The sequence below is a fragment of the Rhodococcus sp. NyZ502 genome (assembly GCF_041464245.1).
Lineage (GTDB): Bacteria > Actinomycetota > Actinomycetes > Mycobacteriales > Mycobacteriaceae > Rhodococcus_F > Rhodococcus_F qingshengii.
Genome location: NZ_CP167155.1, coordinates 4,724,235 through 4,746,938, shown reverse-complemented (window position 1 = coordinate 4,746,938; position 22,704 = coordinate 4,724,235). Strand labels below are relative to the sequence as shown.

Annotated in this window: 25 protein-coding genes; 7 read left to right on the top strand and 18 right to left on the bottom strand. The window is 62.4% G+C overall.

Translation table 11 applies throughout. The annotated features are described in order from the left end of the window. Positions 1–4: 4 nt before the first annotated feature. The 3 genes from ACBG85_RS21760 to ACBG85_RS21750 form a co-directional block, all read right to left on the bottom strand. On the bottom strand, positions 5–373 hold the full coding sequence (locus tag ACBG85_RS21760; RefSeq protein ID WP_003939994.1) for a VOC family protein: 369 nt from the start codon (positions 371–373) through the stop codon (positions 5–7). Positions 374–529: 156 nt separating this feature from the next. Beyond that, complete coding sequence (locus ACBG85_RS21755; RefSeq protein WP_372024807.1) at positions 530–976, bottom strand: hypothetical protein; 447 nt, start codon at positions 974–976, stop codon at positions 530–532. 134 nt (positions 977–1,110) lie between these two features. Further along, entirely contained in the window at positions 1,111–2,349 is a 1,239-nt protein-coding gene (locus ACBG85_RS21750; protein ID WP_372024804.1) for an MFS transporter, read from the bottom strand. A gap of 112 nt (positions 2,350–2,461) precedes the next feature. On the opposite strand from ACBG85_RS21750, the gene ACBG85_RS21745 reads away from it, so the two are divergent. Beyond that, complete coding sequence (locus tag ACBG85_RS21745; protein ID WP_007733425.1) at positions 2,462–3,052, top strand: TetR/AcrR family transcriptional regulator; 591 nt, start codon at positions 2,462–2,464, stop codon at positions 3,050–3,052. Here ACBG85_RS21745 and ACBG85_RS21740 read toward each other — a convergent pair. Next, positions 3,010–3,630 carry a GNAT family N-acetyltransferase gene (locus tag ACBG85_RS21740; protein WP_372024801.1) on the bottom strand — a complete coding sequence of 207 codons (621 nt, stop codon included), beginning with the start codon at positions 3,628–3,630 and terminating at the stop codon, positions 3,010–3,012. The genes ACBG85_RS21745 and ACBG85_RS21740 overlap by 43 nt on opposite strands. A 57-nt stretch (positions 3,631–3,687) precedes the next feature. After that, positions 3,688–4,272 (bottom strand): TetR/AcrR family transcriptional regulator, encoded by a 585-nt coding sequence (locus tag ACBG85_RS21735; RefSeq protein WP_372024798.1) that lies wholly within the window; start codon positions 4,270–4,272, stop codon positions 3,688–3,690. Positions 4,273–4,359: 87 nt separating this feature from the next. On the opposite strand from ACBG85_RS21735, the gene ACBG85_RS21730 reads away from it, so the two are divergent. Next, positions 4,360–4,746, top strand: a complete 387-nt coding sequence (locus tag ACBG85_RS21730; RefSeq protein ID WP_003939752.1) for a DUF1304 domain-containing protein — start codon at positions 4,360–4,362, stop codon at positions 4,744–4,746. A 7-nt stretch (positions 4,747–4,753) separates the two neighbouring features. On the opposite strand, the gene ACBG85_RS21725 is transcribed toward ACBG85_RS21730, so the two are convergent. The 3 genes from ACBG85_RS21725 to ACBG85_RS21715 all read right to left on the bottom strand — a co-directional run bounded on the left by ACBG85_RS21725 (position 4,754) and on the right by ACBG85_RS21715 (position 8,420). After that, positions 4,754–5,263 carry a hypothetical protein gene (locus tag ACBG85_RS21725; RefSeq protein WP_257233514.1) on the bottom strand — a complete coding sequence of 170 codons (510 nt, stop codon included), beginning with the start codon at positions 5,261–5,263 and terminating at the stop codon, positions 4,754–4,756. A gap of 301 nt (positions 5,264–5,564) precedes the next feature. Further along, positions 5,565–6,410, bottom strand: a complete 846-nt coding sequence (locus ACBG85_RS21720) for a mycofactocin-coupled SDR family oxidoreductase (RefSeq protein WP_020970454.1) — start codon at positions 6,408–6,410, stop codon at positions 5,565–5,567. A gap of 93 nt (positions 6,411–6,503) precedes the next feature. After that, positions 6,504–8,420, bottom strand: coding sequence for a propionyl-CoA synthetase (locus ACBG85_RS21715; protein WP_372024795.1), 1,917 nt, complete (start codon positions 8,418–8,420; stop codon positions 6,504–6,506). Positions 8,421–8,597: 177 nt separating this feature from the next. On the opposite strand from ACBG85_RS21715, the gene ACBG85_RS21710 reads away from it, so the two are divergent. Further along, positions 8,598–9,869 carry an MFS transporter gene (locus ACBG85_RS21710; RefSeq protein WP_372024792.1) on the top strand — a complete coding sequence of 424 codons (1,272 nt, stop codon included), beginning with the start codon at positions 8,598–8,600 and terminating at the stop codon, positions 9,867–9,869. Here ACBG85_RS21710 and ACBG85_RS21705 read toward each other — a convergent pair. The 6 genes from ACBG85_RS21705 to ACBG85_RS21680 form a co-directional block, all read right to left on the bottom strand. Further along, a complete protein-coding gene (locus ACBG85_RS21705; RefSeq protein ID WP_020908745.1) occupies positions 9,858–10,898 on the bottom strand; it encodes a hypothetical protein in 1,041 nt (346 codons plus the stop codon). The genes ACBG85_RS21710 and ACBG85_RS21705 overlap by 12 nt on opposite strands. Continuing rightward, entirely contained in the window at positions 10,895–12,382 is a 1,488-nt protein-coding gene (locus ACBG85_RS21700) for a carboxyl transferase domain-containing protein (protein WP_003940141.1), read from the bottom strand. Before ACBG85_RS21700 ends, ACBG85_RS21705 begins: the two co-directional genes overlap by 4 nt. A gap of 94 nt (positions 12,383–12,476) precedes the next feature. Continuing rightward, positions 12,477–13,670, bottom strand: coding sequence for an ABC transporter permease (locus tag ACBG85_RS21695; RefSeq protein WP_007733417.1), 1,194 nt, complete (start codon positions 13,668–13,670; stop codon positions 12,477–12,479). Continuing rightward, a complete protein-coding gene (locus ACBG85_RS21690) occupies positions 13,667–14,563 on the bottom strand; it encodes an ABC transporter ATP-binding protein (protein ID WP_003939757.1) in 897 nt (298 codons plus the stop codon). Before ACBG85_RS21690 ends, ACBG85_RS21695 begins: the two co-directional genes overlap by 4 nt. 43 nt (positions 14,564–14,606) lie before the next feature. Further along, complete coding sequence (locus ACBG85_RS21685) at positions 14,607–15,152, bottom strand: hypothetical protein (RefSeq protein ID WP_003939943.1); 546 nt, start codon at positions 15,150–15,152, stop codon at positions 14,607–14,609. Then, entirely contained in the window at positions 15,145–15,495 is a 351-nt protein-coding gene (locus ACBG85_RS21680) for a helix-turn-helix transcriptional regulator (RefSeq protein ID WP_042952669.1), read from the bottom strand. Before ACBG85_RS21680 ends, ACBG85_RS21685 begins: the two co-directional genes overlap by 8 nt. 109 nt (positions 15,496–15,604) lie before the next feature. Between ACBG85_RS21680 and ACBG85_RS21675 the strand changes: the two genes are divergently transcribed. From ACBG85_RS21675 to ACBG85_RS21665, 3 genes are all read left to right on the top strand, one after another. Further along, positions 15,605–16,021, top strand: a complete 417-nt coding sequence (locus ACBG85_RS21675) for a hypothetical protein (protein ID WP_003940252.1) — start codon at positions 15,605–15,607, stop codon at positions 16,019–16,021. Positions 16,022–16,095: 74 nt separating this feature from the next. Next, positions 16,096–16,509 (top strand): VOC family protein, encoded by a 414-nt coding sequence (locus ACBG85_RS21670; protein WP_021332241.1) that lies wholly within the window; start codon positions 16,096–16,098, stop codon positions 16,507–16,509. Then, the gene (locus ACBG85_RS21665; protein ID WP_075834124.1) at positions 16,510–17,085 is read left to right on the top strand and encodes a TetR/AcrR family transcriptional regulator; all 576 of its coding nucleotides are present in this window, start codon (positions 16,510–16,512) and stop codon (positions 17,083–17,085) included. A 12-nt stretch (positions 17,086–17,097) separates the two neighbouring features. Here the strand turns inward: ACBG85_RS21665 and ACBG85_RS21660 are convergent, their stop codons facing one another. The 3 genes from ACBG85_RS21660 to ACBG85_RS21650 all read right to left on the bottom strand — a co-directional run bounded on the left by ACBG85_RS21660 (position 17,098) and on the right by ACBG85_RS21650 (position 20,377). Beyond that, a complete protein-coding gene (locus ACBG85_RS21660; protein ID WP_372024783.1) occupies positions 17,098–17,937 on the bottom strand; it encodes an aldo/keto reductase in 840 nt (279 codons plus the stop codon). A 145-nt stretch (positions 17,938–18,082) separates the two neighbouring features. Beyond that, positions 18,083–19,714: an ABC-F family ATP-binding cassette domain-containing protein gene (locus tag ACBG85_RS21655; RefSeq protein ID WP_030535395.1), complete on the bottom strand. Its 1,632-nt coding sequence runs from the start codon at positions 19,712–19,714 to the stop codon at positions 18,083–18,085. Between the two features lie 66 nt (positions 19,715–19,780). Continuing rightward, a complete protein-coding gene (locus ACBG85_RS21650; protein WP_030535396.1) occupies positions 19,781–20,377 on the bottom strand; it encodes a class I SAM-dependent methyltransferase in 597 nt (198 codons plus the stop codon). Positions 20,378–20,507: 130 nt separating this feature from the next. Between ACBG85_RS21650 and ACBG85_RS21645 the strand changes: the two genes are divergently transcribed. After that, on the top strand, positions 20,508–21,356 hold the full coding sequence (locus tag ACBG85_RS21645; RefSeq protein WP_037128502.1) for an aldo/keto reductase: 849 nt from the start codon (positions 20,508–20,510) through the stop codon (positions 21,354–21,356). Positions 21,357–21,420: 64 nt separating this feature from the next. On the opposite strand, the gene ACBG85_RS21640 is transcribed toward ACBG85_RS21645, so the two are convergent. Next, the gene (locus tag ACBG85_RS21640) at positions 21,421–22,572 is read right to left on the bottom strand and encodes an NADH:flavin oxidoreductase (RefSeq protein WP_007733403.1); all 1,152 of its coding nucleotides are present in this window, start codon (positions 22,570–22,572) and stop codon (positions 21,421–21,423) included. Between the last annotated feature and the right edge of the window lie 132 nt (positions 22,573–22,704).

Genomic DNA, 22,704 nt, shown 5'->3' with positions numbered 1-22,704 from the left:
GTGCTCAGTGATCTGCGGGCGCTACGCGGACGCGGTTTCCGTCCAGATCTGAAATGACGAACGTCAGACCGAAGACATCTTCGTTGGGTTCTTCGACGACCTCGACTCCCTTGGCCACCCACTCGTCGTGGATCGCCCGAATTTCGTTGCTCCCACCGTCGACCAAGATGCCGACTTCGAAATTGCGCGGTGTCGCGGGATCGAGGTCGCGGGACTTGCCGCTCCACAGTGCAAGGACCACACCGCCGCCGAGGTCGAAGGTCATGTACCGAGGGCTGAGGACCTCAGGCTTCGCGTCGAACAATTCGCCGTAGAACGCTGCTGCGGAGGCGGCATCGCTGACGTAGATCAGAAACTGGTTGGGTAGTCGCACTGTGGTTTTCCCTCTCCCGTTGATTTTCGGGCCACCGGCAGCGGGGCGTGTGCCTGGTCGTGCGGGGCTGCGTTCAACAATCCCCGCGCGCCGGACGAATGTCCAAGAACAAGTGCGTCTGAGTGGCAGATGGATTACTTATGACGACTGCTGCAGTCACACCACACTGAGGTGGTACCCGACGCTCAGGTTCGGGTAGTAGCCGTCGATGTAGCTCGAGATGAAGTAGTGATCAGGGTCGGTGGTGCGAGTTCCGTCGGTGTCGAACTGCGGATAGTCGTTGGCCATGAAGACTGCTTGTCCGCCGTCGGGAGTGGAATAGACGACGTCGACCGTCAGGCCGCGCGGGTCCTGGTTGTATGCCGTGACGATCTCGGTCTCGTGAGGCGCGAGCGACTGGCGTGGGCTCTGCATCCACTGTCCGTAGGGGTTGTCGGCGCCTTCGAGATGAATTGTCTGTTCGGTGTCGTTGCTGATCGTCATCGTGATGCTGTTGCCGGTTGTGGGAAGGGTTCCGGCACTGGCGATTCCGCTCAATCCCAAAGTGAGGGCGCCGGCGGCCAGAGCTGTGATTGCGGCAACTATGTAGCGTGGGTTCGTCATCGTCGGTGTCCTTTGTCCGGGTGAGCGTTCGGTTGGCTCTCTCGAAGACAACTATGTCGGAGCAGATCGATGTCGTATGTCCACTCCCCGGACCCTGTGCAGGCGGAACGGTGTGTCCACCGATCGGGGGACACCTACTCCGACACCGAGACGGCTTCGACCTTTCGCTCGCCGGTGACCAGCAGTCCGATCAGTGCGGCCGCCGCGAGCACCATGACGAGTACTCCGTAGCCACGCGTCGTATCCACCAATCCGACCTTGCCGACCAGGTAGCCGGCCAGCAAGGCGGGAAGACTGTTGGCCAGATATGCGATGACGTAGACGGTGGACAACAAACCCGCGCGTTCGTGGTTCTCGGCCAGCGGCATGACGGTGAGGATAGTTCCTTGGAATCCTGCTCCGAAGCCGATACCTGCAACAGCCGTACCGACCAGAATCAATACGGCAGAGGATGTTTCAGCACCGATGAGTGTGACGGCCACCCCGAGCACCAAGGCGGTGGTTCCGATCAGCATCACGGTCCGGCCGCCGAGTTTGCGGAAGGTGAGTACTGCTGCCGCTCCGAATCCTGTCAGTGTTGCAACCATGATGGCACCGATGAGGGAGCTGTGAACGTCAAGTGCGTTGCGCGCCAATGCAGGTCCGAGTGAGAGGTAGAAACCTCCCAGTGCCCAGACCGCGATCAGGCACGGTGCGGTCAGGGCAATCATCGTGCGCGCCTGACGAGGAACGGCCAGTGTGGGGCGCAGGGACTGCCAGGCTCCGGGGCGTCCGCCCGATGTCTCGGGAGTGGCCCATACTCCGAAGATCTCGAGAATGACAAGCACGAGAAGGACCAGGTAGACAGTGCTGGTGGGCCGGGGCAGGTGCTCGCTGATGAGGCTCGAACCCACTGCTCCGACTGCAAGCCCCATCGTCGGAGCGACGCTGTTGATGATCGATCCTCGACCCGGAGTGCGTTCGAGGTCGATCAATGCCGAACCCAGAGCACTGATTGCAGCGCCGGTGGCAACACCCTGTACGACCCGGGCGATGAGCAGGATGGTCAACCCGTCGGCCGAGGCGAACAGCGCGAGCGAGACTGCCTCGAGCGCGAGTGCTCCGAGCAGGACCGGGCGCCTGCCGATGTGATCGGACAGGGATCCGGCGGTCAGGAGCGTGGCGAGCAATGCGAGAGCGTAGATGCCGAACACGAGCGTCGACGCCAGCGAGGAGAATCCCCACAACTGTTGATAGTGCTCGTACAACGGTGTCGGGGTCGCGGATGCGCCCAGGAACGTAGCGATGATGACGGCGATGAGTGTGAAAGCGACGCCTCGCCCAAGGCGTGGGCGTGAAGTGCTCTCGGTCTGAGGTGAAACGGTCGTTGTCATTGTCGTAGCGCTTCCCGTGCGGGTGGTGAAGATTCAAACGCAAATACTTTGCGTTTGGGACGCTACGCCTGGCCGTAGCCTAATGCAACATCTTTGCGTTAGTATTGGATTTATGAGTCCGTCCGCAGGTCCGCGCCCCGGTGGCCGTAGTGCGCGCATCCAACAGGCCGTGCATGCGTCGGCGCGCAAGTTGTTGGAACAGCGTGATCGAGCCGAGATCACGGTGCCGATGATCGCGACCGATGCGGGAGTGACCCCGTCGACCATCTATCGGCGGTGGGGTGACATCAACGAAGTCTTTGCCGACGTCTCGATCGAGAGATTGCGCCCGGACGCCGACCCGCGTGAAACGGGCTCGCTCCGAGGGGATCTGACGATTTGGGCGCAGGAGTACCTCGAGGAGATGTCTGCGCCTGTCGGTCGTGCTTCGTTGCGTGACGTGTTGATGAGCGACGATCAGACGCATGCACCGGACGGTACGAAGAAGTTCAAGTGTGCCTTCTTCTGTCGGACGCAGATCGACGTGATCCTCGCGCGTTGGCCGGAAGCTGCCGGCGTGGATGGTGATTCGGTGGTCGACCATGTAGTGGCGCCGATCATCTACCGAATTCTGTTCGACCTCGAACCGGTCGTGCCGCAGCGAGTTGCGGAATTGGTGGATCAGACGCTTGCCCTCGCGGCGCGGGTCGTTGCCGAAGGCTGATCGCTACGTAGTCGGGCGTGGACGTGCATGTCGTGCCAGCCGTCGGCGTGCCTGGCGGAGCTTCGTCGAACACCTTCTTCGCTGAACCCTGCTTTGGTGGCGACTCGGCACGATCGTGGGTTGTGGATCGAGTGCTCGAGTTCCAGTCGATGAAACCCTACTTCGCGGAATGCCCACTCGGACAGTGCGGTTACAGCCTGGGTGCACAGTCCGCGGCCGCGCGCCGCTGGGGTCACCCAATACGCGAGCTCGGCAGTGCCGTCCCACAAATTCACCCCCTTTGCTGCGATTCGACCGAGGAGTTCATTTGTCTCGGGAGCGGCGATCGCCCAATGGCATTCGGATTCGCTTGCCCACCCGTCTCTCCACTGGGTGAGCCAACCCCGTGCTTCGTCGATCGAGTCGGCGCGGCGGATGTGCCAACGCTGAATCGACGGATCGCGAAAGGCTTCCATGACGGCCGGTGCGTCGTCGCGGGTCCAGGGTCGGAGAATCGCGAAAGTCCCGACGTGGATCGAGGGTTGGTCCATTCCCCGGAGATATCCAGCGGCGATAGCGGGCGTGGTCAAATTGGGCACGTGAAGCATCATCGCCTACCCGCCTGATAGCGGGCAATGGCGTGAGCTTTCCGGTCATTATCCCTGCCACTCTTCGTTCAGGCGGCGCGCAGATTCCAGAGTTGCGATGGCCTCTTCGGTGTCAACTCGCGCGAGTACCAGTGCACTTACCGTGCAGGAGAGAAGGATTCGAGTGCGATCTGAGAGCGTGGCGTCTGTCTCGGTTGGAAACGCGGCGTGTAATCCACTGTTGATCGCGTCGGCGAGTTCTCGGCGGTACGCGCGGATCACTGCGGCCGCCGCATCGTCGTGCGCGCCGAGTCCGGCAGCCGTATTGAGAAGTAGGCAACCGCGCCGAGGTGAGTCGGCAGTCATGGTGCCGATCGCGTGCGCAAGCGAGGAAAGGTAGTCGTCGACGGCGTCTGCCCCGGGATTTGTCGTGAGGCTGCGCAGACGTGGCCGGATGACATGGTCGAGGTACATCTGCACGGCGGCGTCGAACAATCCGCGCTTGTTGGTGAACGAGTTGTAGAGACTTGACCGACTCAGCCCCGTCGCGGATTCGAGGTCGCCGAGTGAGGCACCTTCGTATCCGCGTGCCCAGAAAACGTCCAAAGCGGCAGCGACCACGGCTGTTGTGTCGAATTCTTGTGATCTGCCCATCAAAGCCTCGCTCTTTCTGTATCGTTCGGTCCAGTATATATTGGACCGAACGATACAGAATTCACTCGAAGCAACAGGAGCTCACCGATGAACGTCGCCGGCTACATCTTCGCGGGACTGGCCGCAGCAGTGCACGTGTACATTTTTGTCCTCGAATCGATTCTCTGGACGGCCCCGAAGACCCGCGCCACGTTCGGCGTGAAGTCCGAGGAAGAGGCGATCACCACGCAGCCGCTCGCCTTCAACCAGGGCTTTTACAACCTTTTCTTGGCGATCGTGTCGGCGGTCGGCATCGTGATTGCGGCGACCGGCTCCGCGTCGGTCGGAATTGCCCTCGTACTGGCAGGCACAGGATCGATGGTTGCCGCGGGATTGGTGCTGATTCTCTCGTCTCCCGACAAAGCCCGCGCAGCCGTCGTACAGATGCTTTTCCCAGCTATTGCCGTTGTTCTGCTGGTAATCCACCTGCTTTGAGTGGTCTCTATCCGCCGCCGAGCACCAGTGATTCGATCAACGCAAAAGCCCCGTTGAGTGCTCCGCAATCGAAGGCTTCGGCCAGGGCGTAACCGATGACGAGTTCGTCGGTGCTCGGCGTGCTCGACCAGACTGCGTCGGTCTGTCTGGGATCGGATTCCTCGTTCTTGGAGAAGTGCCCGATCCGCACTCCGTCGCGGGTGAATGCACTGTTCGCGTCGTCGACTGGGGCGAAGTTCAAACTCACGCCGTCGACGAGTGCCGAGACAGAGTACGAGCGACGGGACAGAAACCCTTTGCCGACAGTGAGTTCGACTTCGTCGCCACCGACAGTGAAGAACAAGTCGGCGGCGGCGCGCGTTCCGATGGGTGTGCCTTCACGGCGCGGGGCATCGACTCGACGCGTCAACAGAGCGTGTGAGTTGCCGTTTCGGACGTCGACGACCCCCGTGTCGACATCGAACGAGATCTCGACTTTTCCGTGAATCGGGTCCATTACGGCGTATTTGACCGTCACTGTGCCTACCCCCTGTAAGTGTGAACTCGGGTCCATAATACGTGGTGGGAGCGTTGTCCAGTATGCCCGAATCCAAAAAAATAGTGCCGAATGACGCGCGTTTGCGGCCAAATGCTTCTACGCTGGGTCTTGGGTTTGTTGCGCATCCCACAACGGTTTTTCCCACACCAGACGAGGAGCGCCTATGAGGTTGTCGACTACTTGTTCTGTTGCTACGAAGGCTTGATCAAGCCGGAATTGCCTCTGCCGGATGGTGCTCGAGACCCATCCGGCAGAGGCAATTCTGCATCAGTTCGGGCCTTCAGCCGCCGGCGAATTTTTCCGAGGTGCCGAGATCGATCGGCAACGCGATGCCGGTGATCCCGCGCCCGGCCGGCCCCACCAGATAGAACACCGCATCCGCAATCACTTCGGGGTCGACCCACGGGTGGGGCAGCAGATTCAGCTTCGACATGATCGGAGCGGTATCGGCGAGGACAGGATTCTCCAAGTCTGGACGGAACGCACGAACCATCGGTTCGTTGTCGATCATCGTCGTTCGCACATTGCCCGGGTGTACGGAGTTGACTCGGATGTCTGCCCAGCCGAGTTCGTTGGCCAGAGACTTCGCCAGCCCCCGAACGGCGTGCTTGGACGCGGAGTAATGTGCAATCCCCGGCACGCCTCGAAGCCCGGCCATCGAGCTGATCAACACAATGGATCCACCTCGATTGCCGTTCATGATGTGCGGAATCGACACCTTGGTCGTCAACCAGACGCCGGTGACGTTGATGTCCATCAGCTCGCGGAACTCTTCGGCGCTCAGGTCCCAGGACAATTTCGCCGACGCCGCGATTCCCGCGTTGGCGATCACGATGTCCAATCGGCCGAGTTTCTCGACTCCGGCGTCGACCGCTGATTTCAGGGCATCGAGGTCGCGAGTGTCCGCGACGGATGCGACGATACGCCGGCCCTGAGCTTCGACCAGGGCGACGGTCTGGGCGAGGTCGGCTTCGGTGGCCATGTCGTACCCCGCCGTTGCGACCGGCGCGCAGAGATCCACCGCGATGATGTCCGCGCCCTCGGACGCGAGCTTGACGGCATGCGCGCGCCCTTGACCACGCGCCGCTCCGGTGATGAATGCGACCTGACCGTCCAAATTGCCCATCGAACTTCCCCTGCCCGTCTGAATCGTTGAAAACTGGAACGTGTTCATACTGCTACGTCCGGAGGCAGACAGACAGGGGAATTCGCTGAATCCTTATCCGCGAAGGAGTTTGGACAACTCGTCCAATACGCTCGCGTCCTCGATGGTCGACGGGACCGTGTACTCCTCGTTGTCGGCGATCTGCCGCATGGTCTTGCGGAGGATCTTGCCGGAACGAGTCTTCGGTAGTGCGGCGACGACGGTGACGTCCCGGAACGTGGCGACGGCACCGATCTGGTCTCGCACCCGCGCGACCAGTTCTTGTCGGAGTGTTTCGGGATCGATGTCGACGCCGGACTTGAGCACGACGTAACCGCTCGGCCGTTGCCCCTTGAGTTCGTCGTGAATGCCGATGACCGCGCATTCGGCGACAGCCGGGTGGCCGGCGACGACGGCCTCCATGCTTCCGGTCGAAAGGCGATGTCCGGCAACGTTGATCACGTCGTCACTTCGTCCGAGCACGAAGACGTAGTTGTCCTCGTCGATGTACCCGGAGTCGCCGGTGAGGTAATACCCTTCGAAAGTCGACAGGTAGGACTTCACGTACCGGTCCTCGTCACGCCACAGTCCGGCGAGTGTTCCGGGAGGAAGCGGCAGGCCGATCACGATGTTGCCCTCGGTGCCCGGACCCACGAGTTCGCCCTTGCCGTCGACGATTTCGACGCGGTATCCGGGGCAGGCGACGGTGGGTGAGCCCGCTTTGATCTCCATCGGTTCGAGGCCGCGCAGGTTCGCGCAGATGGCCCAACCGGTTTCGGTCTGCCACCAGTGATCGACCACCGGGCGATCGAGAATCCGAGTAGCCCACTCGTAGGTGTCGGGATCCAAGCGCTCGCCGGCCGCGAACAGTGTGTCGAGCGACGAGATGTCGTACTTGGCAAGCTCTTTTGCGTACGGGTCGGCCTTGCGGACCGCGCGGATCGCTGTCGGAGCGGTGAAGAGTGCCGACACGTTGTATTCGGAAATGATGCGCCAGAACGCACCGGCGTCGGGGGTGCCGACGGGCTTGCCTTCGTACATGACCGTCGTGGCTCCGGCGAGCAACGGTCCGTAGACGATGTAGGAGTGGCCGACCACCCAGCCGACGTCGGAGGCGGTCCACCACACCTGTCCTGGGCTGATGTCGTACAGATTCTTCATGGTCCACGTCAGCGCAACGGCATGGCCACCGTTGTCCCGGACGACGCCCTTGGGCTTACCGGTCGTTCCCGAGGTGTAGAGGATGTAGAGCGGATCCGTCGCGGCGACCGACACCGGGTCGGCCGGGGTGGCGTCGGCGATCAGCTCGTCCCAGTCGAACCAGGCTGCGGCACTTGACTTGTAGTCGGAAGCTGCACCGGGAATCTGCTCGCGATTCTTCACGATCACGGTGTGCGCGGGAGTGGCGGACAGTTGCAGAGCCTTCTCGACCATCGGCAGGTACTCGATTGTTCGTCCGGGTTCGAGGCCGCCGGACGCCGTCACGAGCACCACTGGACCGGCGTCGTCGATACGGGTTGCGAGCTCCTTGGCCGCAAAGCCGCCGAACACCACCGAATGCACCGCGCCGATTCGCGCACACGCGAGCATCGCGATCGCAGCCTCGGGGATCATCGGCATGTAGATGATCACGCGGTCGCCCGCCACCACACCCTGATCTTTCAAGACGCCGGCGAAGAGTGAGACCTGCTCGAGCAATTCGGCGTAGGTGTACGTGGCCTTGGTGGGGACCATCGCGGAGTCGAAGATCAACGCGGTCTGATCGCCGCGGCCGTCGCGGACGTGCCGATCGAGGGCATTGAAGCTGGTGTTGAGCGAAGCATCCGGGAACCAGCGATAGATCGGCGCGGCAGAGTCGTCGAGAGCCTTGGTGGGCGCGACATCCCAGTCGACGGCCCGCGCAGCGTCGAGCCAGAACTTCTCCGGCTGATCCATGCTCTCGCGATATGCGTCGGCATACGTGGTGTGGGACGCCTGCTCGGAAGAGCTCATCGACGTGTGTCCTCTCGTGAACTTCGCTTACCGGTGACCTGAAACACCTTAGGTCACCGTCAGTGCGGTGCGCCTCAGTAGCGGTGGGGGTACCGTCCCTTTGCGCCGGGCGGGCCTGTCCCGTCGGCCAGTGGCGCGTAGGGGTGGGATAAGCCAGGGACGGAAAGGGGGATCGATGTGACAGGTGCAGCGCAACGCGCAGGCTTCTGGGGAGTCCTCGCTCTGCGTGACTTCCGACTTCTGTGGACCGGCGACGCAGTCAGCGGTATCGGAAACGGTGTCACGACCGTCGTACTGCCGCTGATCGCGCTTCGCGAACTGGACGCGAGTAGCTTCCGGATCGGTGTGCTGGCATCAGCAGTGTGGTTGCCGTGGTTGATCGTCGGACTACCAGCCGGTGCCTGGATCGACCGGCTGCCTCGGCGTCCGATCATGATGATCGCGAACGCTGCGTGCGCGCTGTTCTTCGCGAGCCTCGCGATCGCCGGCTTCCTGGAGGCGATGACATACGGCCACCTGCTCCTGGTCGCGCTGCTCACCGGTACAGCCACCGTCTTCTTCCAGGCGGCCTATCACTCGTATCTCCCCACGGTGCTCGCCGAAGCGGATCTTGTCGAAGGGAACTCGAAGATTCAGGGCGCCGAGGCCGCAACTCGGGTGATCGGCCCAAGCGTCGGTGGGCTGGTGGTTGCAACTGTCGGGCTCGCGGCCGGTCTGGTTGTCGACGCGTTCACGTTCGCCTTCTGCTTTGTATGCATCTGGCTGATTCGTGTGCAGGAGACCGTCCATCGCGGACAGAATCAGCGAGAACCGTTGCGACGCCAGATTGCGCTCGGACTGCGATTCGTCGCCGGTGATCCGTATCTGCGGTCGATCGTCGTCTACGGCACTCTGCTCAATTTCGGTCTCACCGGGTACTCCACGATCCAGATCGTGTTCCTGGAAAAGACGGTTGGCGTGGGGGAGTTCGGACTCGGGCTTCTCCTGGCGATTGCCGGGGTGGGCGGAGTTGTCGGATCGATGATCGCGCGCCCGCTCGGCCGCAGATTCGGCACTGCCCGAAGCGTCCTCATCTGTCAGTTGGTGACGGGACCGTTCATCCTGTTAGCACCTCTGACGACGTACGGTGCCGGCCTGTTCTGGTTCTGCATCGGCGGCATGGTGATGGTTGCGGGCGTCGTGTCGTGCAACGTGGTGCTCGGCAGTTTCCGTCAAAGTTACTGTCCGCCGGACCGCCTCGGACGAGTGGTGGCAACGAGTATGTTCCTGCTGCACAGCAGCATTCCGCTCGGTGCTCTGACGGCAGGCTATCTCGGCGACGCAGTGGGACCGCGCGGGACGATGTGGATCATGGCCTGCCTGATCGCGCCGTGCGGATTGGTCTTGCTCTTCAGCCCCCTCCGCGGAATCCGCGATCTACCGAGTCGGCCTGCGATCTCACTGCGGTAGAGCCGCGGCGGCCTCTTCGCTTCGAATCGCGATGCGGAGAGTCGCGAGCATGAACAGTGACACCGCGAATCCGAAAAGCGCGCCGAACTGGTCCTGTGTGAACAGATAAACCTGCGTCACCAGAAGGCTCACGATGAGGGATGCACGCAGGAGCCTCAAGGCTCGCAGGTACGGACCTCGGAAGAGGAACCACACTCCCAGAACCACAAGAACTCCGGTTGCGACGGTGGAGATCTGGACCACCAGGTCGGAGACGTCGTCGGCCTCGACGACGTTCTCGGAAACCAACGCGTAGATCACCTGGACAATCGCCAGAAGAGCCTGCAGTACGAACAGGGTCAGTACCAGTCGGCGGACGACCCGGTGCCGGAGCAGTTCCTCGGCACGGTGGAAGAACGCGTTGCGGCCACGAGTGATCTTCGATTCGATACCGCCGGTCGGCGGAGTCTGTGAATGCAGGCCGGCTTTGATCGAATCGACGAGGTCGGTGAGGCTGCGGTCTTCGACGCCGTCGAGTACGCGGAGGGCGTGGTTGTACTGGATCTCGTCGAGCTGACCGAGAGCGAGGTCCGAGAGCGCTCGCGCCCCGATGGCGAGCCGATGACGATCATTCATTCCGCGCCGAATCACCACCTCGCGCGCGGCAAGATAGAAGAGAACGAAGACGACGTACATGATCGCGATGGCAGGCTGGTAGAAGTAATCGACGTCGGCGGTGACGAATTTTCCGACCTCGTCAATGAAGAGACCGAACCCGATTCCGCCGACGAGCGTGGCCAGGTCACGCGTGCGAGAGCCTTCGGTGATGGCGGTCGCCACGATGGCTACGGCCATCAGCAATCCGCCCCAGAGAACGTGTGCGATGTGGAGGGCGCCGCCCCCGATCTGGGGATAGCCCGTTGCCGCCAGATAAGCGCGGGTGATCAGCACGGTGGCGATGCCCGCGAACAGGAACAATTCGAAACGAGCGAGTGCCGCGCGGTCGTAACTGTGCGGCAGCGTCAGCGCATTCCGGTCCTTCGTCGTCATTGCGGAACTCCCAGGTTTCGATAGCGCGCGATACGGGAGGACTGGCGATCGGTGTCCGACTCTTCGGCAAGCACGAAGAGTTCGTGCGCTATCGCAGCCCCTACCCTCTTGGAGAATTCCACGGGTTCGTCGGCCGCGTCAGGCGTTTCGGGAATGATCGCGTCGATCACGCCGTCTCGAAGCAGATCCAACGAACGAATGCCCTGCGCTGCCGCCATCTCCGGTGCGTGACTGATGTCGCGATGGACGATCGCGCTTGCGCCTTCCGGCGGCAGGGGAGCGAGCCACCCGTTCTGTGCCGCGAGTACCCGATCGGCGGGCAGCAGCGCGAGCGCCCCGCCGCCTGTTCCCTGGCCGAGCAACACCGACACTGTCGGGGTCTTCAGCGTCACGAGGTCGGCGATGCAACGGGCGATCTCAGGGGCCAGTCCACGTTCTTCAGCTTCTTTGGACAGCGACGCGCCCAAAGTGTCGATCACGAGGACAAGCGGGAGTTGTAGTTCTTCGGCAAGTTTCATGCCCCGTCGCGCTTCCCTGAGCGCGGCCGGTCCCATCGTGGTGAGCGCGGATTGGCCACTGCGGTCTTGGCCGAGCAGGATGCACGGAAAGCCTCGGAAGCGGGCGAGCGAGAGCAAGATCGTCTTGTCGGTTTCACCCTGCCCGGTGCCGCTGAGCGGTACCTGTTCAGTTGCGGCATGGCGGAGCAACTGCCGGATGCCGGGTCGATCGGCCCGGCGCGAGAGCATCACCGACTGCCAGGCGGGAACATCGGGAATCTCGGGTGAGGGAATCGGGTCCGTGGCCGCCGGGGCCGGGGGATCGGTGAGCACGCACAACGCTCGGTTGACCAGCAGACGGAGGCGGTCGACGGGGACGACGCCGTCGATCACGCCGTTGCGATACAAGTTTTCGGACGTCTGGATACCGTCGGGAAACTTTTCGCCGTACAGCGATTCGTAGACACGGGGTCCGAGGAATCCCACCAGAGCACCGGGTTCCGCGACGGTGATGTGGCCGAGGGATCCCCACGAGGCAAAGACCCCGCCGGTGGTGGGATTGCGCAGGTAGACCAGGTAGGGCAGGTGTGCCGCTTTGTGAACAGCCACTGCCGCAGCGATCTTCACCATCTGAACGAAGGCGACGGTGCCCTCCTGCATCCGCGTTCCGCCGGAGGTGGGCGAGGCGAGCAGCGGGAGTTGTTCTGCCGTAGCACGTTCGACGGCGGTCACGATCCGCTCGGCCGCGGCGACTCCGATGGAACCGGCGAGAAAGCTGAATTCACAGGCAATTACCGCGACCCGACGGCCCCGAACCGTACCCACACCGGTGACGACGGACTCGTCAACTCCGCTCTTCTCGCGGGCCTTCGCCAGGTCTTCCGCGTATTTCGCGCCAGGTCCGACGTCGACGGGCGGGGAGTCCCAAGAGACGAAGCTCTCGGGATCGAGTACCGCAGTGAGTAGTTCTTCGGCCGAGATTCGCACAACGTCCTCCAAGTAAGCAGCACCCCGTCCAGGATGAACCTACCTGGACGGGGTGCTGCCGGGATCGTGTGGCGTCAGTTGTGTGCCGGATAAATCAGCGTCCGAACGCCTCTTTCCACGAAACGACCTTGCCGATGCGAAGGATGGAGCGCTGGTAGATCTTTGCCGCGATCATCGACAGCGCAGCGGTCACCACCAGCATCAGCAGAATCGTTCCCACGATCTGGAACGGAGAAGCAACACCGGCGGAAATGCGCAGGGGCATGAGGATTGCCGAGAACGGCGGAATCCAACTCAACACGTTGCTCAGGGTTCCTTCTGGATTGCTCACCGAAACGAAAGCCACGCTGACCATTGCCATGACGAGCAGCGCGAGAGGCATCGCGGTGGCGTTGACGTCCTCCTGTCGCGAGACCATGGACCCGGCGGCGGCGTACAGCACGGCGAAGAAGAGGAAGCCGAGAATGAACCACCCGAGAGTGCCGAACAGAACGCCGATTGCGGTGCCCGTCACGGTCAGGACGCCCGTCGCCAGTCCGGTGGCGACGCCCGCGACGGCATAGGCAGCCATCTGCATCAGGCCGACAGCACCGATTCCGAGAACCTTGCCCCACAACAACTGCAGTGGACGGAGAGTGGAGAGCAGCAACTCGACGACACGGCTGGACTTCTCCTCGACGACGCCCATCGCCACGTACGTTCCGAACAACAGGATCTGCATGTACAGGAGCACCACAGCAGCGATCGACATCGCTATACGTTGGCCCTGTTCGGGATCCGGGGGATCGATGGCATCGATGGTGACCACTGCGGTGGACGTGGCTTCGGCGAGCTGAGCCGGGTCGATCCCCGCAGCGGAAAGCGCATTCGATTGTGCCTGCTGTGCAACGGAACTCTCGATGACGGCCCGCAGATTCGTGGCTACTTCCTTCTTGGTCACGACAGTGACGCCGCCGCCCGATCCAGCGATCACGGCCACGTCGAGGTCGCCGTCCTTGACTTGATCACGCGCGGTGCCGTCGTCGGAAACCTCCGTTACCGTCACCGGATTTCCGAGGGTGTCGCCGATGGACACCATCGTGGCACTGAGTGATTGGTTGCCGACCAAGCCGATCTTCGACTTGTCCTCGTCGCCGCCGGAGAAGAGCGAGAAGGCGATGATGCCGCCGATGATCGCGACCAGAATGATGACGTTGCTGATCACAAAACTCTTCTTCGAGATCTGCGTCATGAATTCGCGTCGGGCGACCAACCCGATGGCTCGACCTCCGCTCAACTGGTTGCTCATGCGGCTACTACCTCTCGGAACAGATCGGTCAGTGACGGACGTCGTAGCGTGAACTCGTGCACCGGTCCGGTTTTCAATGCTGCGTGCAGGATCTGCTGATCGTCGGCCGTGCCGTCGACGCTCAGGAGCGTTCGGCCGTCGAGGTGGCTCAGTGTGGTGACACCGATCAGATGGTGTGCCCAACCGACCGGCGCGTCAGGGGCGAAGACTTCGATTCGGCCGTCGCCCTTGCCTCGTAGCTCGTCGACGGTTCCGATCTCTCGCATGCTGCCGCGGCTGATGATGCCCACGCGATCGCACAGGCGCTCCACCAGATCCAGCTGATGGCTGGAGAAGATTACGGGAACGCCGGTGCGAGCCTTCTCGACCAGCACGTCACTCATGACATCGACTGCTACGGGGTCGAGGCCCGAAAACGGTTCGTCCAGAACGAGTACCGATGGGTCGTGAACCAGCGCCGCCGCGAGCTGCACACGTTGCTGATTACCGAGGGACAGGGAATCGACGGTGTCCTTGACGCGTTCGGCGATGCCCAGACGTTCGGTCCACCGCTCAGTGGCCGCGTGCGCGTCGGCCTTCGAGAGTCCGTGTAGCTCGGCCAGATAGGAAAGTTGCGCTCCCACCTTCATCTTGGGGTAGAGGCCGCGTTCCTCCGGCATGTATCCGATAGTGCGACGCACGTCGAGGTCGACGGGTTTGCCGCCGAGGCGAACTTCTCCCGAATCTGCTCCGAGCACACCCAGCGCAATGCGCATCGTGGTCGTCTTGCCGGCGCCGTTGCTGCCGACGAATCCGAAGATCTCGCCTGGGCGCACTTCGAAACTCAGGTTGTCGAGTGCGACGACGTCGCCGTAGCGTTTCGAGATGCCGTCGATCGTGAGGGTGGCTGACATGGGTCCTTCCCATCGGTCGAGTGGTGCGCTTCGGTAATACGGGTCAGAGATCGAACTCTTCCGAATCAATCGGATCCGGGTCTGGATTGGTCCACGAGAGAATCATCGCGGGCGTGCACGCGCCGATCAGCATTGCAGTCAGTGCCAATAAACCTCCCGTGTAAGGCAGCCTCTCTACATTCCACTGCACCGACGAGGTGAAAATGAGGAAAATGGCGACAATGAAGACCAACGTTTGGGTCACGCTGAGCCCGACGGAGCGAGCGTCGTTGCGTTGCTGGATCTCCCATTCGTCCAACGCCTGCCGCGGAGCATCCCCTTGCCGGCCCGACACGATTTGAAGTGAGGACCACGTCGGCAGGAACAGCAGGGTGAGGACCGGCCATGCCACGGCGAAGAGCGGATTGAACAGGCATGCTGTGCTGACGGCAACCATCGTGGTGAACAGGACCGCCAGGGCGACGACGAGTACGCGCCGACGTCGACGGGTTCGCCAATTCGGGAGCCAATGTCGGAACGTCTCCTCGTTCTGCAGGAACCGCCGAGTGCGGTGGGCCTGGTAGCGGTCGATCAGATTTGATTCAGGCACTTGGCTTTTCACTCCCCTCGGTAGTGCGGTCAGATCGGTAGACCTCCGTCGACGGTGCATTCCGGTAGACCTCCGTCGACGGTGCATTCCGGTAGACCTCCGTCGACAGCGGCCCGAACTCTGTCCGGGAGAACACCGCCTCCACCGGGAGGTCGAACACCCAGCAGATTCGGAATGCAAGATCCAGGCTGGGGTAGTGGTCACCGCGTTCGAGTGCCCCCACCGTCTGCGGATTCACGTCGACGAGTTGCGCAAGCTGTGCCCGGCTCATCTTCCGCTCGGCGCGAAGCACTCCGATGCGATTGAAGATGGGGAGCGCGTCTCCCCGCCGGACTGGGCTCATGCATCAAAGTGTTGTAAAAACCCAACAATTTGTCAACACGAACCGCGATTGTTCCGCTTCTGGGGCGTGGCGGCGGATAAGGTTCGGGCAACGGAAGGGGCTTGGCATAGTGGTCGAACAGTTGGTGCTCGAAGAGTCCGGCCTGGTCGTGCAGGTGCGCGAGGATGGTAGCTACTGCGTGGGACCGCAAGGGCGCGAAGCGGTCTGGCGCGATCCGATGGAGAAGGGTGCAGTCATCGGTATCGGGCAGCACACTCCGGGGGATGTGGAAGGCGAATCGTGGTGGGTCGTGTACGGCCAGTCGGACATCGGGGCGGACGTCACCGTTCGACTCGAGGACGGGTCGCACGTGCCGGTTTCGCGCCTCGGTGAGATCTTCGCCAGTGAATGGGTGAGTACCCCGCAGCAGGCGTTGCTGTACCGGTCCGATCGCCCGGTGGAGTCGCAGCCCACTAAACTGTCTGTGCTGTTCGCCAGGCCGAAGTTCATGCCCAAGGCGGCGTTTCCGGAGAATGATCGCTTGTAGTTGAAGCGAGCTGCCGTCGGGAGGCTGGCAGCCATTTTCTCGAAACATTACGGTACGTACTGTACTGTTTTGGAATGACAACTTGGCCGAACGACCTCGCAGTAGTGCAAGTGCGCGTAGCGCGACCCACCGACAGGCTCGACGACGTGATTGCGTTCTATCGCGACTGTCTGGGATTGCCAGAGCTCTACCGGTTCTCCGGTCATGCCGGGTACGACGGAATCATGCTGGGTCTGCCGGATTCGAACTATCACCTCGAATTCACGACCCACGAAGACGGAAGCCCGTGCCCGGCGCCGACGCAGGACAACCTGTTGGTGCTCTACTTCGCCGGCGAGTCGGCGATGTACGAGGTAGTTCAGAGGTTGGGGGAAGCAGGGCACGAACCCGTTGGCGCCGAGAATCCGTACTGGGAGGAGAATGCGGGGATGACTTTCGAAGATCCCGACGGCTGGCGTCTGGTGCTCATGCCGCGGCCGGTGCTGTAGATGGTGCGCGCCCGCGACGAGCGGATCGACGACGCCGTTCTGGCGGCAACCCTGGAGTTGTTGGGGGAGAACGGATATGCGGAGCTGTCGATCGGTTCGGTGGCGACGAGAGCGGGCGTGCATCGACCCGCCATCTACCGGAGATGGCCGTCGAAGCGGCATCTGGTGGTGGACGTCGTCGTGGCGCACATCGGCACTGATCCAACGCCGGACACCGGCGATCTCAGGGCAGACCTGGTCGCCGGCATCACGACATTGGTTGTGGGGCTGAGCGAAACGGTAGTCGGTCGGATCCTGCCCGCGTTGGTCGCGGATCTGGCGGCGGACGCGGAATTGGCGCGGGATTTCCAGTCGGCATTCTTTCAGCCTCGACGCGATTCCACTGCGGCGGTGCTGGAATCGGCGCGCCTACGCGGCGACATACGGAGCGACTTCGACATGGACTTCGTCCTGGACGCGCTGGCGTCGCCGATCTATTACCGAGCGTTGTTCCGTCACTTACCGCTGGACGCGCTCCTGGCCGAGCAGTCCGTCGATTCTGTGCTGCTGACGTTGACTCCCCACGAAAATTCTTGAAGCCGTTTCGATTCAGTTCAATTCGACTGGATCAGGCCCGACACGGCTGTCGGTGTTCAGCGCTGCGATGGCCGCTGACTCGTCGGCATCGAGTGCGAAGTCGAAGATTGCGGCGTTGTCGCGCATGCGGGCAGGCGTGACCGACTTCGACAGAACGGTGTGACCCTGTTCGAGATGCCAGCGCAGAATGATCTGTGCCGGGCTCTTGCCTTGTGCTGCAGCAATTTTCCCGATGGCCGGGTCGTCGAGGATGGTTCCCTGTCCCAATGGGCTCCAAGCCTCGATTTCGATGCCGCGACTTCGCGCGTACTCCCGTGACGCGTGCTGTTGCAGTCTGGGGTGCAATTCGATCTGGTTGACGGCCGGGGTGATCGAGCTGTGCTTGGCCAGCAGTTCGAGGTGCTCGGGCAGGAAGTTGGACACGCCGATCGCACGGGCACGGCCGGAGGCGAGGATCTCCTCGAAAGCGGCCCACGTTTCCACGAACAGGCCCTTTGCCGGCGCGGGCCAGTGGATCAGATACAGGTCGACGTAGTCGAGTCCGAGCTTGTCGAGGCTCGTGTCGAAAGCGGCGAGTGTTCGGTCGTGGCCCTGATCGTCATTCCACAGCTTGGTGGTGACGAACAGCTCTGACCTAGGGATATCCGAACCTGCGATGGCGCGGCCGACCCCGGCTTCATTTCCGTAGATCGCGGCCGTGTCGATGTGGCGGTAGCCGATCTCGAGAGCTGCGGCAGTGACCTCTTCGGTCTGTGCGTCCGGTACCTGGAAAACGCCGTACCCGAGTTGCGGGATGGTGATCGGCTCGCCGGTGGTTCCGTGAGTCAGTGTGCGGTCGGGGATCGACAACATTGAAGAGTGCCTTTCGGGACTGGGATGTGGCAGCTCGACGGGGGATCATGTCATCCGCGGGCCACCTATGCCGCGCATGCAACTATTGCGTGCGCCAGATAAATAGTTGCACACGCGGGTTGTCTGCGCAAGCAGAGTCGATCGGCTACTCCTCGAAGAGCTGTCCGTTCTCCATTCTCCACCGGCGCGTGCTTCGGGTGGACTGCAGCATGCGTCGATCGTGAGTGACCAGAAGGAGGGTTCCCTCGAACGACTCCATTGCCTGCTCGAGCTGTTCGATCGCCGGAAGGTCGAGATGGTTCGTCGGCTCGTCCAGTACCAGTAGGTTCACGCCGCGAGCCTGGAGCAAAGCAAGTGCAGCCCTTGTTCTCTCGCCGGGGGACAGGGAAGCGGCAGATCTGAGTACGTGGTGTCCGCGCAGGCCGAACTTGGCGAGGAGAGTGCGGACATCGGCATCGGGCCAGTCCGGAACCTGCGCACCGAAGGCCTCCACGACTGGTTGATCACCTTCGAACAATCCACGCGCCTGATCGATCTCACCGATCGCGACACCGGAACCCAGCGACGCGATGCCCTCGTCCGGGACGAGTTTGCCGAGCAGGACGTTGAGGAGGGTGGTCTTGCCTGCCCCGTTCGCGCCCGTGACGAGAATTCGATCGCCCCAGTCGATCTGCGTCGTGACCGGACCGAACGTGAACTGACCGCGAGTTACCTTGGCGCCGTTCGTGGTTGCGACAACGGAACCGGACCGCGGCGCCGCCGCGATCTCCATACGAAGTTCCCACTCCTTGCGCGGTTCCTCGACGACTTCGAGTCGCTCGATGCGGCGTTGAGTCTGGCGGGCCTTCGCGGCTTGCTTCTCCGTCGACTCGGTCCGCAATCCGCGTCCGATCTTGTCGTTGTCCTTGGCTTTACGACGCGCGTTGCGGACGCCGTGTTCCATCCAGTTGCGCTGCATCTGTGCGCGATCTTCGAGATCGGAGCGGGTGCCTGCGTATTCCTCGAACGCCTCGCGTGCGTGCTGGCGGGCGATCTCGCGTTCGGCGAGGTACGACTCGTAGCCGCCGTCGTACACGGCGATGTCCTGTTGTGCCAGATCGAGTTCCACGATTCCGGTGACGGTGCGCGAGAGGAACTCGCGATCATGGCTCACGACAACCAGTGCTGCGCGCGTCTCGGCGACAAATCGCTCCAACTGCTCGAGACCGCGTAGGTCGAGATCGTTGGTGGGCTCGTCCAACAAGAGAATGTCGTAGCGCGAAAGCAACAGTGACGCGAGGCCGGCGCGCGCGGCCTGACCGCCGGACAATGCCGTCATATGTGCATCGAGTGGAACTCCGAGACCGAGTTCTTCGACCACCTTCTCGGCGCGCTCGAGCAGGTCGGCGCCGCCGAGAGCGAGCCAGCGTTCCAGTGCCGGGGAGTACAGATCCTCTTCGGCTTCGGCCAGGGTTTCGGCTGCGGCGTTCATGACTTCCTCGGCGTGGGCGACGCCGGTGCGGCGGCCGAGGAACTCGAGGACGGTCTCACCCTCGATGCGATCGGGTTCCTGCGCGAGGTAACCGACCGCAGCATCCGGTGGGCTGAGGATGATCGAACCCTCGACGTCGGCGGTTCCGATTCCGGCCAGTGCGGTGAGAAGCGTCGACTTGCCGGCGCCGTTCGCGCCGACGAGGCCGATGACGTCGCCGGGGGCAACGGTGAGATCGAGGTCGGAGAACAGGGTGCGTTCTCCCCGGGAAGCAGAGAGGCCGCTGATGCGCAGTGTTGCAGTCACCTGAGAAGTATCCCCGGTGCTGTGCGCCTTTATTAACCGCGGGCGTTTAATAAAGGCGCACAGCAGTCAGCCACGGACCAGGTGATACCAGCACGGATGTGCCGCACGGACCGGAAGTGGCGATTCACTCACGTCCGCGGCCATGCTCGAGGCCATCGACCAACCGTCGAATGCTCGCATGACGTCCTCCTCCGAGACGCCGTGTGGCATCGGCCAACGGTGCCCCGGTCCGAATGCGAACATCACCATGGACGCCCCGGGTGCGGTGATCGCGTTTACGGATCTCCCGTAGTCCCGTCGTTGATGATCGGTGAGCCCGTGAAAACAGCCGATGTCGAGCACCAGCATGTGCCCGCCGTCGACAGCAATGTGCAGGTCTGCCGCGTCCTCGTGGAGGAACCGGACGTCGACGTGTGCTTCACGCGCGTGTATGCGCGCTTTGTCCAGCGGTTCCTGTTCGGCGTCGACGCCGGTGACGTGCCACCCGCGTTGCGCCAGCTCGATGGAATGGCGTCCGGTGCCGCAACCGATATCGAGTGCACGGCCACCTTCCGGGACGGGAATCGCATCCAGAAGGCCGGACAGTTGAGCGTCGAACCCGTGCCCGGTGTGCTCCCACGGAGTGACACCGACCTTGTAGGCGAGACGATATGAAAGATTCATCGCTCTCTCTTTTCTCGAGGCGATTCCAATACTTGTCTTCCAAGGTAGACCGGCATTTCGGGCGGTACAAGGGCACTGCCCGGAGGTTCGGCGGGGAATGCCTCCCGGCCCTCGCGCGTTGGATCCATATATGACCGAGACCAACGATGTGACCTCTGTACCGACCATTGTTCTGAACGACGGTAAGACGATCCCCGCACTCGGATTCGGTGTGTTCCAGGTTCCGGACGACGAGACGCAGGAGGCCGTCTCCACAGCCCTGAAGACCGGCTACCGCAGTATCGACACCGCCAAGATCTACGGCAACGAGGTGGGCGTCGGCCGCGCGATCGCCGAATCCGGCATCGCCCGCGAAGACCTCTACATCACGACAAAACTGTGGAACGACGACCAAGGCTACGACTCGACGCTTGCGGCATTCGACGCCAGCCTCGACAAGTTGGGTCTCGAGTACCTCGACCTGTACCTGATCCACTGGCCGGTTCCGTCCAAGGACCTGTACGTCGAGACGTTCAAGGCATTCCAGAAGCTCAAGGCCGACGGACGGGTTCGATCCATCGGTGTCTCCAACTTCACCATCGAGAACCTCGAGCGTGTCATCGGTGAAACCGGTGAGGTGCCGGTCCTCAACCAGATCGAGCTTCACCCCAAGTTCAACCAAGCCGAACTGCGCGCCTTCCACACCGGCAAGGGAATCGCGACGGAAGCGTGGAGCCCGCTCGGACAGGGAACCGTTCTCGGCGACCCCGTCATCACCGCTATCGCCGACGCTCATGGCGTCACCGCGGCTCAGGTGATTATTCGCTGGCACCTGCAGATCGGAAACGTGGTGATTCCGAAGTCGGTGACCCCCGAACGTATCGCCGCCAACTTCGATGTCTTCGGATTCGAACTGACACCGGAACAGATCAACGCGATCGGTGCTCTCGACGACCCGGCCGGCCGCATCGGCCCCGACCCGGTCACGCTCGGCAGCTAGTACTTCCGGCAGACCCACAAACGGCACTCCCACAATTGCGGGAGTGCCGTTTTGTCGTGCGAGGTCAGTTCAGGTGTGTGCGATGTTCTGCGGTGAATGCGATGTGCTCGTCCGCGCGTCCGGTGCGGAGCTTCTCGACCCACTCGGGATCGGCGAGCAGCGCGCGCCCGATGGCAACCATGTCGAATTCACCCCTCTCGTACTGAGCTTCGAGACGCTCCAGTCCGGTGACAGCAGATGCAGCTTCGCCGGTGAATGCCGTCGTGAACACGGAATCGAGTCCGACCGAACCGACGGTGATGGTCGGCAACCCGGTCAGCTTCTTCGTCCAACCGGCGAGGCCGAGTGTGCCGTCTTCACCGTCGAGTTCAGCGAATGCCGGTTCCCAATGACGCCTCGTGGACGGATGCAGAACGTCGACGCCGGCGTCGACCAGGGGAGTGAGGATGCGGCCGAGTTCTGCCGGGCTCTGGGCGATACGAGCGTCGTAATGGCCGGACTTCCACTGCGAGAATCGGTAGACGATCGCAAACTCGTCCCCGACGGCCTCTCGGATTGCGGCGACGACCTCGGCCGGGAAACGGGTGCGGGCCTCGAGTGATCCGCCGTAGCCGTCGGTTCGGACATTGGTTCCCGCCCAGAGAAATTCGTCGAGCAGGTAGCCATGTGCTCCGTGCAACTCGAGACCGTCGAACCCGGTGTTCTTCGCGTTGAGTGCGGCGTCGACCCACGACTGCTTCAAGTCGTCGAGGTCAGAGGTGGTGAATTCTCGTCCCAGGCGGGTGCCGTCCAGTGCCAGGCCGGAGGGGCTGACGGTTTCGACCTCGGGGTTCAGGCGTGAGTTCTCGCCGCGTTCGACTCCGAGGTGCCACAGCTGAGGAATGATCGATCCGCCTTCGGCGTGGACGGCGTCGACAACCGACTTCCAGCCACCCAGGCTCGAATCGCCGTAGATGCGCGGTACGCGGGTGTGCGGGCCGGCTGCCGGGTCCGGGATGTACGTGCCTTCGGTGATGATCAAGCCGACACCCCCTGCTGCGCGACGACGGTAGTACTCGGCTACGTCGGCGCCGGGGATTCCGTCCGGCGAGAAGGCGCGCGTCATCGGGGCCATGGCGAAACGGTTACGCAACGAGAGTGATTTGACCTCGAAAGGCTCGAAGAGGCCGCGCAACGCGGAGGCCTCGGGTGCTGTCGATGTGTCGGGAAGAGTCACGGGTTTGTTCAACGCGGCGGACCCTCGACCTATTCCGCCGCCTGACTTTATCTCACCGAAATCTGCAAAAGGTTGCGTACGTTCGGTTTTCGATAGATGCTCACGTCGGCCACACTTAGTTTGTGCATTAAC

Bases quoted from the DNA above. Each gene is read 5' to 3' on its own strand.
- ACBG85_RS21755 (WP_372024807.1), bottom strand. From the start codon at position 976: ATGACGAACCCACGCTACATAGTTGCCGCAATCACAGCTCTGGCCGCC.
- ACBG85_RS21750 (WP_372024804.1), bottom strand. From the start codon at position 2,349: ATGACAACGACCGTTTCACCTCAGACCGAGAGCACTTCACGCCCACGC.
- ACBG85_RS21745 (WP_007733425.1), top strand. From the start codon at position 2,462: ATGAGTCCGTCCGCAGGTCCGCGCCCCGGTGGCCGTAGTGCGCGCATC.
- ACBG85_RS21735 (WP_372024798.1), bottom strand. From the start codon at position 4,272: ATGGGCAGATCACAAGAATTCGACACAACAGCCGTGGTCGCTGCCGCT.
- ACBG85_RS21730 (WP_003939752.1), top strand. From the start codon at position 4,360: ATGAACGTCGCCGGCTACATCTTCGCGGGACTGGCCGCAGCAGTGCAC.
- ACBG85_RS21720 (WP_020970454.1), bottom strand. From the start codon at position 6,410: ATGGGCAATTTGGACGGTCAGGTCGCATTCATCACCGGAGCGGCGCGT.
- ACBG85_RS21715 (WP_372024795.1), bottom strand. From the start codon at position 8,420: ATGAGCTCTTCCGAGCAGGCGTCCCACACCACGTATGCCGACGCATAT.
- ACBG85_RS21705 (WP_020908745.1), bottom strand. From the start codon at position 10,898: ATGACGACGAAGGACCGGAATGCGCTGACGCTGCCGCACAGTTACGAC.
- ACBG85_RS21695 (WP_007733417.1), bottom strand. From the start codon at position 13,670: ATGAGCAACCAGTTGAGCGGAGGTCGAGCCATCGGGTTGGTCGCCCGA.
- ACBG85_RS21690 (WP_003939757.1), bottom strand. From the start codon at position 14,563: ATGTCAGCCACCCTCACGATCGACGGCATCTCGAAACGCTACGGCGAC.
- ACBG85_RS21680 (WP_042952669.1), bottom strand. From the start codon at position 15,495: ATGAGCCCAGTCCGGCGGGGAGACGCGCTCCCCATCTTCAATCGCATC.
- ACBG85_RS21670 (WP_021332241.1), top strand. From the start codon at position 16,096: ATGACAACTTGGCCGAACGACCTCGCAGTAGTGCAAGTGCGCGTAGCG.
- ACBG85_RS21665 (WP_075834124.1), top strand. From the start codon at position 16,510: ATGGTGCGCGCCCGCGACGAGCGGATCGACGACGCCGTTCTGGCGGCA.
- ACBG85_RS21660 (WP_372024783.1), bottom strand. From the start codon at position 17,937: ATGTTGTCGATCCCCGACCGCACACTGACTCACGGAACCACCGGCGAG.
- ACBG85_RS21650 (WP_030535396.1), bottom strand. From the start codon at position 20,377: ATGAATCTTTCATATCGTCTCGCCTACAAGGTCGGTGTCACTCCGTGG.
- ACBG85_RS21645 (WP_037128502.1), top strand. From the start codon at position 20,508: ATGACCGAGACCAACGATGTGACCTCTGTACCGACCATTGTTCTGAAC.